Genomic DNA, 12,709 nt, shown 5'->3' on the forward strand with positions numbered 1-12,709 from the left:
GGGATCAGCCTCTCTTTTCAGTGCCTGCCGGCAGTCCGGGCAGGAATCGGTCCAGATGATGGATGATGGTCTCTTCCGGGATGGGAGCGTCCTGCTCCAGCCACCAGTGGATGAGCCCCACCATGGCGCCGGCATAGAAGTGCGCGGTGATCTGGGGGTCCAGGTCGGGGGACTCGGCCCGGAAAGAGGGCTCCTGAAGGCGCTGGCACAGGCCGTCCGCCAGGATGTCCTCCATCGCGTGGAGTTCCATGGCGTGGAACTCCACGCCATCGTCTCCGGCAAAGGCCGGGCGGAGGAGCTTCCGGTGGAGATCCAGAAAGACCAGAGCCCGGTGGGCCACTGACAGGAAAAAATCGTGGGATGAGAGTTCTCCTGTGTCTGGGGCATAGAACTGGAACTTCTGGAGCAGGCTCTGGATCGTGTAGTTCAGCAGGGCCTGCTTATCCTCGAAGTGGGTATAAAAGGTGGTGCGGTGTACCATGGCGCGATTGCAGATGTCGACCACGGAGATGGACTGGAAGGACTGCTCCTCCAGCAGCTCCAAAAGCGCCTTGACCAGGAGGCTCCGGGTGCGGCGTTGCCGCAGATCCTCCTTAGGGCCGGTCCGGGTGGTCTGGGTCATGAGCATGCTCCTTTTCTGCTGCCTTCCTGCTTCGATGGGAGGGCGGCATCTTTTTCGGTTCGATATAGGATAGCACGTACAGGAACATCTGTCAAGATAATCTACAAGTGTAGCGAAAAATGGACGGGCAGTATAATCCCACGATGCGGGATCCTGGACCGTGCCAGTCAGCTCATGATCATGTCTGAGCAGTCCTGTGTGTGCGGAAAACACAGGACCGGCCCGGGGTCGTCCTGCTTGGTCGGAGAAAAAGGAGAACATGGCCGGCCCTACCAGGACAGCCGGCCTCGCCGGCAGTTCGGCCGGTCACATATTCTGCCGTAACTGGCGGATCGCGTTCTTCTCCAGACGGGAGACCTGGGCCTGGGAGATGCCCACCTCGTCAGAGACCTCCATCTGAGTCCGGCCCTCGAAGAAACGGAGCCGCAGGATCTTCCGCTCCCGGTCGGTGAGCCGGGCCATGGCGTCCTTGAGCGCGATTCGCTCCAGCCAGTCCTCGTCGGTGTTTTTGGCGTCCTTCACCTGATCCATGACACAGACGGTGTCGCCGCTGTCCGAATAGAGCGGCTCGTAGAGGGACACCGGATCGGCGATGGCGTCCAGCGCGAACACGATCTCCTCGCGGGGGAGCTCCATGGCCTGCGCGAGCTCTTCCACCGACGGCTCCCGCTGGTGCTCGGCCAGGAAGCGCTCCTTCCTCTGGAGGACTTTATAGGCGGTGTCCCTAAGGGAGCGGGACACCCGTACCGCACCCCCGTCCCGGAGATACCGGCGGATCTCGCCGGCGATCATGGGGACTCCATAGGTGGACAGCCGGACGTTCAGCCCCACGTCGAAGCGGTCGATCGCCTTCATGAGCCCGATGCATCCCACCTGGAACAGGTCATCCACGTTCTCGCCCCGTCCACTGAACTTCTGGACCACGGAGAGGACCAGCCGCAGGTTCCCGGCGATGAGCTCATCCCGGGCGGCGGCGTCGCCCTCCTTCACCCGCTTCAGGAGGGCCATGGTCTCCTCGTTCTTCAGGACCTTCAGCCTGGACGTGTTGACGCCGCAGATCTCCACTTTTCCCACCATGTGCGCAAGACCTCCCACCATAGAAAGGATATGTATCCAGTATCTCCGAAGCGGCGGGGAACATACGGCGGTTTGGCCGGCCGCCCGCGCCGATGTCAGGACCGGACGAAGAAAGACGGAAAAAACTACTTGCCAACCGGTGGGGGATATGCTACAATATACAAGTCAATCGATGAGACACAGGGTCAGTACATCGGTAGTGCGTCGGCTTCCCAAGCAAAAGATGTATTCGCTCAGTAGTTTCAAGGATTCTTGAAAGCGGATCTTCCGGAATTGTCACTCTATGAATTTTATATGCGGATGTCGTCTAATGGCAGGGCCCCAGCTTCCCAAGCTGGCGACGCGGGTTCGATTCCCGTCATCCGCTCCAATGATCAGTTGCAAGATCGTTCGATCTTGCAACTGATTTATTTTTTGACTATTTTGTTGATTTCCTGCTTTACGAAATGTCACGCCATATGAAAAACAAAGCGTGGCATTTTTGCACACGCAAAAGGGACTGCCTGCTATCTCAGACAGTCCCTCGAAATATTTTTTTGATCCTGTTTGACCTCGTTATCCCACCGCTTGAAAAATCTTCTGTACGGACGCGATGTTGACCAGCGAGCTTGGCGGCAGGAAGCCGACCTGTTTTCAGCATACGGTCGATCACGAAGTGAGAGACCTTGAGCAGCTCCACCGATCGCAGACCGTCAGAAATGCGCCATATTCGGGAGGAGTCGTCGATCCTGTCGAAGTTACCATACGACACGCCTCGATGATCCTCTCGGTCTGCTTTTACGTTGCATCACAACGCCCCTCTAAAAAGCGAGAGGATCAGGAAAGATGACATGAGGCGGCGGATGCCGCATAGGTGGCGAAGGTTTTTCTTTGCGCATATTCCCATTTTTGATACCACGTTTGGGAACTTCACGACCTGTCCATCCCCCTTTGAAAGATGAACAGCGCTCCCTGCCTATGCAGGGAGCGCTGTTGTGTACCAATGATGCGCCGTTTCCTACCCCTATGAGACATCATATCGCCCATGAGGCCGATCGCTCAGCGCGCCGTCTGATCGTCAGGCCATATCGGCGGCGATGGTCTGGTCGATGAGCTTTTGCAGCGTCTCTGCCTGCTTCTTTTCTGTGATGGCGCCTACGATGGGGTCACCCACGATATTGCCGCTGCGGTCAACGACGTAGGTGGTGGGATAAGCATTGATGCTCATGGTGAACATTCCCGCCTCACCATCGGAGTCAAAATACACATTCTGATAGGTGGCGCCCTTCTTAGCCAGCACGTCCTTCGCCTCGGCAATGGCCGTCTCGTTGCCGTCCAGCGTGAAGGAGTTGATGCCGATGAGCCCGCCGCCCTTCTCCGCGAGTTCACGGTTCAGCGCGTCCAAATCGGAGAGCTCGCCCACGCAGGGATTGCAGGTGGTGAACCAGAAATTCACCACGGTGACGGCGTTGCCGGAGAACAGCTCGTCGCTCTTCACCGTGTTGCCATCCAGGTCTTTACCCTCAAAGGCGGGGAACTTCTGCATACTGCCGTCGTCGGGAGGGGTGCTCGTGTCGCTGCCCGCGGGCATGCTCATATCGCCGTCCATGGATTTCTGCATGATCTCGGGATACTTTTCTTCCAACTCGGCCACCTTGTTTTCAATATCGCTGATCTCCGTAGTGGACTCCTTCAGCCACTCATACTCCTTGTCGGTGAACTGCTCCTTGGCGTCCTCGACGGTACCCAGCAGGAAGTCGCCGTAGTTTTTCTCGTCCTCGATCATGGCCATGCCCTTGTCGGTCTCCATAAAGACCTTTTCCCACAGCTCGGTATTTTCCGACAGGATCGCTTTCTCCCGCTCCAGCAGCTCCGTATGCAGGGTGAGCGCCTCCTCGGCGGTTTTCGGCTCGTCGGTCATGGCGGAGCCGTTGCCGCTTCCATTCGCCATCTTGTCGTTGTCTCGCGTGCCGCAGGCCGCCAGGGCCAGCACCATCAGCACGGCAAAAGCCAGTGCAAAAATTCTCTTCATGTTCATTTTGATTCCTCCATCGTTGTTTTCTTTGGTGCTTCTTTCCCGTTGCCGAAGCCGTAGCGGAAGCTCACGGCGTTCGTCGGACAGGCGCGGATGCACATCCCGCAGCGGATGCACTCGGTATGGTTGGGCGTTTTCGTCACGTCCACGTCCATCTTGCAGGCTCTGGCACATTTCCCGCAGGAAATGCACTTATTTTCGTCCACCTTCATCTGGAAGAGGGACACCTTGTTGAACAGGGCGTAGAACGCCCCCAGCGGGCACAGCCATTTGCAAAACGGCCGGTAGAACAGCACGCTCAGCACGATCACCGACAGCAGGATGCTGAACTTCCATGTAAACAGCTTGCCCAGCGCCGCCCGGATGCCGGCATTGGCAAGGGACAGCGGGATGGCTCCCTCCAGCACGCCCTGCGGGCAGAGGTATTTGCAGAAGAAGGGGTCGCCCATGCCCACGTCGTTCACCAGGAACGCCGGCAGCAGGAAAACCATCACCAGCAGTACGGCGTACTTGAGATAGGTCAGTGGCTTGAGCTTCTTTGTGGAGAGCTTCTTTGTCGGGATCTTATGCAGCAACTCCTGAAACCAGCCGAAGGGACAGAGGAAGCCGCAGATAAAGCGCCCCAGCAGCACGCCCAGCAGAATGAGAAAGCCTGTGATATAATAGGAGAAGCTGAACTTGGACGAGCCCACCACTGCCTGAAACGCCCCGATGGGGCAGGCTCCGGAGGCCGCCGGACAGGAGTAGCAGTTCAGCCCCGGCACGCAGACGGTTTTCCCAGCGCCCTGATACAGTCCTCCCTTGAGGAAGTTCGGCAGATGCAGGTTGGTCAGCAACGTTGCACCCGCCTGGATCCAGCCCCGGAAGCGGGACATGGTCTGTGAAACGCCTGAAAACTTCTTACCCAATGCCCACACACTCCAGACATAATTTGATCGCTTTGCTCAGCACCATCGCCGCCTCGCCCCGCCATACGCCGAAGCACAGCATAGCGGCCCCGGCGAGCAGCAGCGTGACCTGCGCCGCGGCCTTTTTTCCATGACTCAATTTTTATCCCCCCTTCCGACTTTCTGCCCCATTATAGCACGGGGGAGTTAAAGCTGCTGTTAAAAACGAAAACTTAACGCGGATCTTATCCATTCCTGGTATACTGAAGACATTTGAAGAAATTTTGTAAAGGAGGATAGTCATGCGCCTTTTAGTCATTGAAGATGAACGTGCCCTGTGCGAGACGATCGTCCGCAGCCTGCGGCGGCTGGCTTACAGCGTGGATCACTGCTACGACGGAGAAAAAGCGCTGGAGCTGATCGGCGTTGAAAAATACGATCTCATCCTGCTGGATCTAAACCTGCCGGGGAAGGACGGCATGACGGTGCTGCGTACCCTGCGGCAGACTGACCGGGAGACGAGAGTGCTGATCCTCTCAGCCCGCAGCGAGGTGGAGGACAAGGTGCGGGGATTGGACGCCGGGGCTAACGACTATCTGGCAAAGCCCTTCCACTTAGCCGAGCTGGAGGCCCGCATCCGCAGCCTGACCCTGCGGCAGTTCATCCAGCGGGACGTGCTGTTGACCTGCGGAGCCTTGACCTTTGACACGCGCTCCCGCACCGCTTCCGCCAATGGGCAGACACTGACACTGACCCGCAAGGAAACGGGCATTCTGGAATATCTGATGATGCATCAGGGACGGCCGGTGAGTCAGGAGGAGCTGATGGATCATGTATGGGACAATAGCGTGGACAGCTTCAGCAATTCCATTCGCGTCCACATCTCAGCCCTACGCAAGAAGCTCCGGGGCGTCCTGGGCTGCGACCCCATCCGAAACCGTATCGGCGAGGGCTATCTGATGGGAGGCGAGGAAACATGAAACGGCTTTCTTTGCAATGGCGCATCACCCTGATGACCGTCCTGCTCATCGGCGTCACCTGCGTCATCATGAATCTGCTGCTCTGCTCCTCCGGTGTCTACTATATGGATATGATCACAGACACCCTACAGGGCGGCACTACGGTCATTATGGACAGGGAAGGAGCAGAGAGCTTTGATCCGCGGCTCATAACGCCTGACGAGGATCTGACCATCATTGTCGATGGAGCACAGGGGCGTTTTCGCGCGACCAACTGGTACATCACAGCTGTGGTGACACTGTTCAGCGGCATCCTGGCCTATTTTGTCAGCGGGCGTGCCCTCAAACCCCTGCGCAGCTTCGCCTCTCAGGTGGAGAAGGTGCAGCTGAACAATCTGGCGGATATGCGGATCGATGAGAACGTTTTGCCAGAGTTTCGACGGTTGAGCCACTCCTTCAACCAGATGCTGGAGCGGCTGGACAACGCCTTTGCCGCCCAACGTCAGTTCACCGGCAACGCCGCCCATGAACTGCGTACGCCGTTGGCGCTGATGCAGGCGCAGCTGGAGCTGTTTTCCGCGGAGCATCCTGACGTGCAGCCGGAGACGGCGGAGTTTCTCCGGCTTTTGCGGGAACAGACGGATCGGCTGACCCAGATGACCAAAACGCTGCTGGAAATGAGCAATTTGCAGCAGGTGGAACGGAATGAGCAGATCCAGATCGCCCCTATGATCGAGGAGATCTTCACCGATCTCGCGCCGCTGGCGGAAAAGAATGATATCTCACTTGAAATGGATGGCGACGGCGTCATGACCGGCAGCGATGTGCTGATCTACCGGCTGCTCTTCAACCTGACGGAGAACGCTGTCAAGTACAATCGTCCGGGCGGCTCGGTGCGGGTCCACGTTGCGCAGGAGCCGGAAAAGCTCTTGATCCGTGTTTCCGACACCGGCTGCGGCATTCCGGAGGAATATCAGCGCAGTATCTTCCAGCCCTTCTTCCGGGTGGACAAGTCCCGCAGCCGCGAGTACGGCGGCGCGGGGCTGGGGCTTTCTCTGGTGTGGGAGATCGCTGACCTCCACGGCGGGACGGTGTGGGTGGAGGAAAGCTCGAAGAAAGGCACCAGCATTGCGGTGGAGCTACCGACGCAGTGATATAGCGCACAAACTCTCCAGTGGCGCGAAAGGATAAATGTGGAACATCGTACAGGAGGTGCGTCAGCACAAAAAGCGTATCCTCTGGCACATGGACGAGCCGGACCTTTGGTGTTCTGTGCCGACCGCGGCAAGCCGCTGGTGCTGTACAAAGCCAGCACGATGGAAAAAGTGGAGCACGATCTCAAGTGCTGCGCCTATGGCAAAAAGGGCAAGACCGTCTGTACGACGCACCACATTCATCGACGAACTGACACCAGAGCTGCTGCGGCTGTCCATCTTACGCTGGGCTTCGATCGACGGGCAGTGCATCTTTTCCGTCAACACAAGGCAAGGCCAAAGTCCTGAGGACAGTTGTTGTCCTCAGGACTTTTTCATTTACTCCGAAGAGGCGTTGGGATATAATAAAAGATATACTGAGAGCATAGGATCATGGATGAAGATGGAGGAATCGCCATGCTGGATCGTTGGACGTTCGGGACTGATAAGCGGACGGAGGAGGAGCACAAGACGCTCCTGAAGGCCAGACGAAAGGACCTGGCCCAGCTTCAGCAGAGACTGAAGGAGGCCAAGCTCCCGGTCATCGTGCTGATCGAGGGCTGGGGCGCGGCGGGGAAGGGCGGACTAATCCGCTCTCTCATTCGGGAACTGGATCCCCGCTTCTTCAAGGTCCAGCCCGTCTCCATGCCCACAGAGGAGGAGCGCCGCTGGCCCTTCTTGAAACGACACTTCGCCTCCATCCCGGCGGCGGGGAAGATCCTCTTCCTAGACTCCGGCTGGGTGGACGAGACCGTCCGGGAGCGTCTGCGGGGAGACCTCTCTGATAAGGAGTACGCCCAGCGGGTGGAGAGCATCCGGATGTTCGAGCGCCAGCTGGCCGCAGGCGGCTATCTATTGGTCAAGCTCTTCGTCCACATCAGCGAGACCAGTCAGCGCTGCCGTCTGGAGAAGCTGGAGCGGGACAAGGACACCGCCTGGCGGGCCGGTGAGAACGACTGGCGGCAGAACAAGAACTATGTCCAGACTCTGGCGGCTTTCGACGATCTGCTGGAGGCCACAGAGATCCCCTGGGCCCCCTGGAAGATCATCGACGGGACCAACGCCATCCAGGCTCAGGCCGCGGCGGCGGACTGGATGTACCGGCAGATCTGCTCCGCTCTGGAGGAGCGCCCCATCCCGGACCACCCGGCCCGGGACTGGCCTCTTGTGGCCATGCCGGCCCTGGCTGATGTGCCGCTGGACAAGACGCTCCCGGGGGACAAATACGAGGAACAGCTCAAAAAGTGCCGGAAGAAGCTGGCCGCCCTCCACAATGAGCTCTACCGGAAGAAAGTGCCGGTGGTCATCGTGTTCGAGGGACAGGACGCCGCCGGAAAGGGCGGCACGATCAAGCGGCTGGCCTCCGCGCTGGATCCCAGGGGGTACGAGGTCTTGCCCATCGCCAGTCCCAGCCCGGAGGAACTGTCCCGTCACTATCTGTGGCGCTTCTGGACCCGGCTCCCCAAGACGGGGCATATCGCCATCTTCGACCGGAGCTGGTACGGACGGGTGATGGTGGAGCGTCTGGAGGGCTTCTGCTCCGAGGCGGCCTGGAAGCGGGCCTATGACGAGATCGACGAGTTCGAGCGGGAGCTGACCGAGGCCGGCACCGTGGTGGTGAAGTTCTGGCTCCAGATCGATAAGGACACCCAACTGGCCCGGTTCCAGGCCCGGCAGGATGACCCGGAGAAGCGTTGGAAGATCACGGACGAGGACTGGCGCAACCGGGAGAAATGGGACGAGTATCAGGCGGCGGTAGACGAGATGCTGGCCAAGACCAGCACGGAATACGCCCCTTGGCACATCTTGGAGTCGGTGGATAAGCGATGGGCCCGGATCCAGGCCATGAAGATCGTGATCGAGGCCATCCAGAAGGCTCTGTGAGGGGCGCCATCTCATCGTAGAAAGAAGTAATGACATTGGAGACCGTGTGTTTGGAACGGGCCATTGCACTGCGGGCCCAACTGCATGAGATGCCGGAGGCGTCTCTCCATGAGGTCAGGACCAAGCAGGTCCTGCTGGACCTCATTGACAAGGAAACGAACTTTACAGCGGTGGACCGCGGCCGGTGGGCCTACGCCTGGAAGAAGGCGGAGCGGTCCGACGGCCGCCCGCCGATCGCCTTCCGGGCGGATATGGATGCCGTGTGCGGGAAGGATGGGCGGCCAGGCCATTTCTGCGGCCATGACGGGCACAGTGCCATCTTGGCGGGGCTGGCAATGGAGCTCTCCCGGCGGGAAGAGCCTCTGGGCCGGGACGTCTATCTGATCTTCCAGCCAGCTGAGGAGATCGGCAAGGGGGCCGCTCTGTGCGCTGGACTGCTGGAGGAGCGGGGCATCGGTGAGATCTACGGCCTCCACAACATCCCCGGCCGCCCCCGTGGAAGTGTCCTCCTGCGGGATGGGACCTTTGCCTGTGCCTCCACTGGGCTGGAGATCGCCATGCACGGCACGCCGAGCCATGCGGCCTACCCTGAGGCGGGCCGGGACCCCGGCCCGACCCTGGCCCGTCTGCTTCTGGACGTACAGGATCTGACGAAGCGGACTCAGGAGACAGAAGGCTTCGTCCTCATGACGCTGATCGGCATGGACGTAGGGAGCGACAGCTACGGTGTGGCCGCCTCCGAGGGCGTCCTCCGTCTGACCGTCCGGGGCGAGCGGGAGCAGTCGTTCCAGCGCTATGTGGCGGAGATCCGCCGTCTGGCAGAGGATGCCGCCCGGCGGGACGGGCTGGAGCTGGGGCTCCGGACCATCGAGCCCTTCCCGGCCACAGAAAACCACAGCGCCAATGTGGAGCGGGTCCGCCGGTGTGCCCGGGATCTCGGGATGCCGGTGATGGATCTGGAGGAGCCCATGCGCTGGTCAGAGGACTTCGGCGTCTATCTCCATAAGATCCCCGGCGCATTCTTCGGCATTGGAGCCGGAGAGGACTACGCCCAGCTCCACACTACGGAGTTCCAGTTCCCGGATGCGGTCATCGCCCCGGCGGTGGACCTTTTTGCCGTGCTGGCAAGATGAGGAGAGATGAAGGAGCGGCCCTCTGTCTGAGTGAGATCGGACAGAGGGCCGCTCCTTTTATCGTTTCGGCCATCGGCCCTCCGAGAGGAAGAGGCCGGCCAGGATCAGGACGATGCCCAGTCCGGCCAGTGGCGTGATCGGCTCGTGGAGGATGAGGACCGAGGTGACGACCGTGATCACGGGGATCAGGTAGATGTATACGCTGGTCTTGACCGCTCCCAGCACCTTCACCGCCAGGTTCCAGGTGACGAAGCATAGAGCGGAAGCTCCGAGCCCCAGATAGAGGAGGTTCAGCAGGGGGACCGGGTCCGTCAAAAGGCTCAGGTCCGGATGGAAGCCGAAAACAGCCAGCGCGGGGAGCATGAACACGATCCCATAGCAGAACATCCGGCGGGTGGTGAGGAGCGTGGGATAGCCATAGCTGCTGATCTCCCGGGTCAGCAGGGAGTAGACCGACCAGATCAGGGCCGCCAGCAGGGACAACAGGTCGCCGGTGGGGTCCAGCTCCAGCTGTGCTCCGCTGAAGCTGATCAGGCAGATGCCCGCCATGGCCGCCGCGAAGCCCACGAAGAAGCTGGGGCGGAGCCGCTCCTCCCTGCCCAGCAGATGGGAGAGGAGTCCAGTGAAGAAGGGGGCCACCGAGACGATGACGCCTACGTTGGAGGCCAGTGTATAGGTGAGGGCGATGTCCTCCAGCAGATAGTACAGGCAGATGCCGCAGAGGCCCGCCGCGGCCATGGTCAGCTCCTGCCGCCGGCTCGTCCCCCGCAGATGGCGGGGGCAGACGAGAGTCAGGGCGGCCAGCCCGATGAGGAAGCGGCCGAACAGGATCTCCACCGGCTGGAAATCCGCCAACAGGAGCTTGGTGGAGATGAAGGTGGTGCCCCAGATGAGGATCGTGAGCAGGGCAGACAGGTGGCCGGTCCGTTTGTTTCGTTCCATGAGCAGGACCCTCCGAGTGAAAGATATCCCGGTATGCGCCGGGCGCCAGACCGAGGAAGCGGCAGAAGGCGTGGGTGAGAGGGCTCTGGTCGGAGAAGCCGGTCTGCGGAGCGGCCTCCGGGAGCGGAGCCCGCTTCCGGAGGCCGCGTGTCGGTCGTATTCGTGACAGGATCAGTCCTGCATGAGCGCTTCCATCTCGTCTAGCAGCTCACCGAAGAGGTCCAGAGCGGACTGGATGGGCTGGGGAGAGGTCATGTCCACCCCTGCGCCCTTGAGCAGGTCGATGGGGTCCTGACTGCACCCGCCGGACAGGAAATGGAGATAGTCCTCCACGGCCTTCCCGCCCTCGTCCAGGATGCGGCGGGAGAGGGCGATGGCAGCGGAGTAGCCAGTGGCATACTGGAACACATAGTAGTCGTAGTAGAAATGGGGGATCCGGGCCCATTCCAGCGCGATCTCATCGTCGGAGATCATATCCGGGCCGAAATAGGCCTCATTCAGGGCCTTGTACTCCCGGCTGAGCAGGTCGGCAGTGAGCGTCTCGCCCTGAGCGGCCAGCTGTCCCATGCGCAGCTCGAACTCGGCGAACATGGTCTGACGGTAGAGAGTGCCCTTGAACTGCTCCAGGAAGTGGTTGATGAGGTGGGCCCGGAGCGTCTTGTCCGTGGTGGTCTTGAGCAGGTGCTCCATGAGCAGGGCCTCGTTGCAGGTGGAGGCCACCTCAGCCACGAAGATCACATAGTCCCGGTAGACCGTGGGCTGGTCGCGGTTGGAGCGGTAGGAGTGGACGGCATGGCCCAGCTCGTGGGCCAGGGTGAACATGCTGTCCAGGTCGTCCTTGTAGTTCAGCAGGATATAGGGATGGACCATGGCGCCGGACATATAGCCGCCGGAGCGTTTGCCCACGTTCTCATACACGTCGATCCAGCGGTGGTCCAGTCCCTCCCGGATCACAGACTGATACTCGCTGCCCAAAGGGGCCAGCGCCTGATAGACCGTCTCCTTGGCTTCCTCATAGGGCACCACCGGGGCGCCGCCGGAGACCATGGGGGCGTACACATCGTACATGTGGAGCGCATCTACACCCAGGAGCTTCCGGCGGAGACGGACGTAGCGGTGCATCTTGTCCAGATTTTTCCGGACAGTGTCGATCAGGTTATGGTACACCGACTCGGGCACATGAGTGCCGTCCAGAGAGGCCGCCAGAGCGCTGGGGTAGTTCCGGGCGTCGGCGAAGAACTGGAGGCTCTTCATCTGGGAGGAGAGGATCGCGGCCAGACTGTTCTTCAAGCCGCCATAGGTGCCATAGAGCGTCTCGAAGGCGGACTTGCGGAGGACCCGGTCGTCGCTGGCCATCAGCAGGGTGAAGGAACCATTGGACAGGGGGTGGCGCTCCCCCTTGGAGTCCACCGCGTCGGGGAAGGTCATATCGGCGTTGGTCAGCTTGGAGAAGATGTCGTCTGGGGCTTGGGCCATGTCTCCGGCGGCGGCCAGCAGACGCTCCTCCGCGTCAGAGAGGGTGTGGGCCCGGCGGCGCTGGATGTTGTAGAAATACCGGCGGAAGAGCTCCAGCTTCGGCTCCTCCCGATAAAAGCCTTCCAGCTTCGCCTCGGGGATCGACAGGACCTCCGGCGTCTCGAAGGCGGTGGCCCGGCGGAACTCCACATAGAGGCTCATGCCCCGGCCCACCATGGCCTGATAAGCGTCCACACGAGTGTCCTCGTCGCTCTTCCGCTGGGCATACTCCAGAAGCTTGGACAGCCGCTCACCGGCGTCCTGTTCCAGCGTCACATAGTCATAGAGTGACCCGGCGCTCTCGCCCAGACGGCCGGCATAGCCGGCCAGCTGACCGATCTGCCCCCGGAGGGTATCGGCATCGGCCTGCCACGCCTCATCGGTGGGGTAGAGGTCGGCCGTGTTCCAGGTGTATCCAACAGGGATCTGATCTCGCTCTGGGATCTTCGTTTCAACAGGCATGGGATAGCCTCCTATCTGATA

Annotated in this window: 12 protein-coding genes and 1 tRNA gene; 6 read left to right on the plus strand and 7 right to left on the minus strand. The window is 60.4% G+C overall.

The genetic code is table 11. The annotated features are described in order from the left end of the window. Nucleotides 1–4: 4 nt before the first annotated feature. Nucleotides 5–622, minus strand: a complete 618-nt coding sequence (locus KQI12_RS03530; RefSeq protein ID WP_216570631.1) for a TetR/AcrR family transcriptional regulator — start codon at nucleotides 620–622, stop codon at nucleotides 5–7. A gap of 306 nt (nucleotides 623–928) precedes the next feature. Further along, on the minus strand, nucleotides 929–1,699 hold the full coding sequence (gene sigG, locus KQI12_RS03535; RefSeq protein ID WP_216570633.1) for an RNA polymerase sporulation sigma factor SigG: 771 nt from the start codon (nucleotides 1,697–1,699) through the stop codon (nucleotides 929–931). A gap of 296 nt (nucleotides 1,700–1,995) precedes the next feature. On the opposite strand from sigG, the gene KQI12_RS03540 reads away from it, so the two are divergent. Beyond that, a tRNA-Gly gene (locus tag KQI12_RS03540) sits at nucleotides 1,996–2,069 on the plus strand. A 687-nt stretch (nucleotides 2,070–2,756) separates the two neighbouring features. Here KQI12_RS03540 and KQI12_RS03545 read toward each other — a convergent pair. The 3 genes from KQI12_RS03545 to KQI12_RS03555 are packed head-to-tail and all read right to left on the minus strand — an operon-like array spanning nucleotide 2,757 to nucleotide 4,760. Then, entirely contained in the window at nucleotides 2,757–3,716 is a 960-nt protein-coding gene (locus KQI12_RS03545) for a TlpA disulfide reductase family protein (RefSeq protein WP_216570634.1), read from the minus strand. Further along, entirely contained in the window at nucleotides 3,713–4,588 is an 876-nt protein-coding gene (locus KQI12_RS03550) for a 4Fe-4S binding protein (RefSeq protein ID WP_216570635.1), read from the minus strand. The genes KQI12_RS03545 and KQI12_RS03550 overlap by 4 nt, the downstream gene beginning before the upstream one ends. A 25-nt stretch (nucleotides 4,589–4,613) precedes the next feature. After that, nucleotides 4,614–4,760, minus strand: a complete 147-nt coding sequence (locus KQI12_RS03555; protein WP_216570636.1) for a CD1871A family CXXC motif-containing protein — start codon at nucleotides 4,758–4,760, stop codon at nucleotides 4,614–4,616. 142 nt (nucleotides 4,761–4,902) lie between these two features. On the opposite strand from KQI12_RS03555, the gene KQI12_RS03560 reads away from it, so the two are divergent. The 5 genes from KQI12_RS03560 (at nucleotide 4,903) to KQI12_RS03580 (ending at nucleotide 9,769) form a co-directional block, all read left to right on the plus strand. Beyond that, nucleotides 4,903–5,580, plus strand: a complete 678-nt coding sequence (locus tag KQI12_RS03560; RefSeq protein ID WP_216570637.1) for a response regulator transcription factor — start codon at nucleotides 4,903–4,905, stop codon at nucleotides 5,578–5,580. Beyond that, the gene (locus KQI12_RS03565) at nucleotides 5,577–6,713 is read left to right on the plus strand and encodes a cell wall metabolism sensor histidine kinase WalK (RefSeq protein WP_216570638.1); all 1,137 of its coding nucleotides are present in this window, start codon (nucleotides 5,577–5,579) and stop codon (nucleotides 6,711–6,713) included. Before KQI12_RS03560 ends, KQI12_RS03565 begins: the two co-directional genes overlap by 4 nt. 108 nt (nucleotides 6,714–6,821) lie before the next feature. Beyond that, nucleotides 6,822–7,061, plus strand: a complete 240-nt coding sequence (locus KQI12_RS03570) for a hypothetical protein (protein ID WP_216570640.1) — start codon at nucleotides 6,822–6,824, stop codon at nucleotides 7,059–7,061. Between the two features lie 108 nt (nucleotides 7,062–7,169). Next, complete coding sequence (gene pap, locus KQI12_RS03575; RefSeq protein WP_216570642.1) at nucleotides 7,170–8,636, plus strand: polyphosphate:AMP phosphotransferase; 1,467 nt, start codon at nucleotides 7,170–7,172, stop codon at nucleotides 8,634–8,636. A 29-nt stretch (nucleotides 8,637–8,665) separates the two neighbouring features. Next, nucleotides 8,666–9,769, plus strand: a complete 1,104-nt coding sequence (locus tag KQI12_RS03580) for a M20 family metallopeptidase (RefSeq protein WP_216570643.1) — start codon at nucleotides 8,666–8,668, stop codon at nucleotides 9,767–9,769. Between the two features lie 57 nt (nucleotides 9,770–9,826). Here KQI12_RS03580 and KQI12_RS03585 read toward each other — a convergent pair whose 3' ends face one another. After that, complete coding sequence (locus KQI12_RS03585; RefSeq protein WP_216570644.1) at nucleotides 9,827–10,711, minus strand: DMT family transporter; 885 nt, start codon at nucleotides 10,709–10,711, stop codon at nucleotides 9,827–9,829. A gap of 171 nt (nucleotides 10,712–10,882) precedes the next feature. Then, nucleotides 10,883–12,688 carry an oligoendopeptidase F gene (pepF, locus tag KQI12_RS03590; RefSeq protein ID WP_216570645.1) on the minus strand — a complete coding sequence of 602 codons (1,806 nt, stop codon included), beginning with the start codon at nucleotides 12,686–12,688 and terminating at the stop codon, nucleotides 10,883–10,885. Between the last annotated feature and the right edge of the window lie 21 nt (nucleotides 12,689–12,709).

The sequence above is a fragment of the Pseudoflavonifractor sp. MSJ-37 genome, from assembly GCF_018917965.1.
In the GTDB taxonomy this organism is placed as follows: Bacteria; Bacillota; Clostridia; order Oscillospirales; family Oscillospiraceae; genus Pseudoflavonifractor_A.

Excerpts from the sequence above, each read along its gene's own strand:
- KQI12_RS03565 (WP_216570638.1), top strand. The coding sequence starts at position 5,577 with ATGAAACGGCTTTCTTTGCAATGGCGCATCACCCTGATGACCGTCCTG.
- sigG (WP_216570633.1), bottom strand. The coding sequence starts at position 1,699 with ATGGTGGGAAAAGTGGAGATCTGCGGCGTCAACACGTCCAGGCTGAAG.
- KQI12_RS03560 (WP_216570637.1), top strand. The coding sequence starts at position 4,903 with ATGCGCCTTTTAGTCATTGAAGATGAACGTGCCCTGTGCGAGACGATC.
- pepF (WP_216570645.1), bottom strand. The coding sequence starts at position 12,688 with ATGCCTGTTGAAACGAAGATCCCAGAGCGAGATCAGATCCCTGTTGGA.
- KQI12_RS03580 (WP_216570643.1), top strand. The coding sequence starts at position 8,666 with ATGACATTGGAGACCGTGTGTTTGGAACGGGCCATTGCACTGCGGGCC.
- KQI12_RS03530 (WP_216570631.1), bottom strand. The coding sequence starts at position 622 with ATGACCCAGACCACCCGGACCGGCCCTAAGGAGGATCTGCGGCAACGC.
- KQI12_RS03550 (WP_216570635.1), bottom strand. The coding sequence starts at position 4,588 with ATGTCCCGCTTCCGGGGCTGGATCCAGGCGGGTGCAACGTTGCTGACC.
- KQI12_RS03545 (WP_216570634.1), bottom strand. The coding sequence starts at position 3,716 with ATGAACATGAAGAGAATTTTTGCACTGGCTTTTGCCGTGCTGATGGTG.
- KQI12_RS03585 (WP_216570644.1), bottom strand. The coding sequence starts at position 10,711 with ATGGAACGAAACAAACGGACCGGCCACCTGTCTGCCCTGCTCACGATC.
- pap (WP_216570642.1), top strand. The coding sequence starts at position 7,170 with ATGCTGGATCGTTGGACGTTCGGGACTGATAAGCGGACGGAGGAGGAG.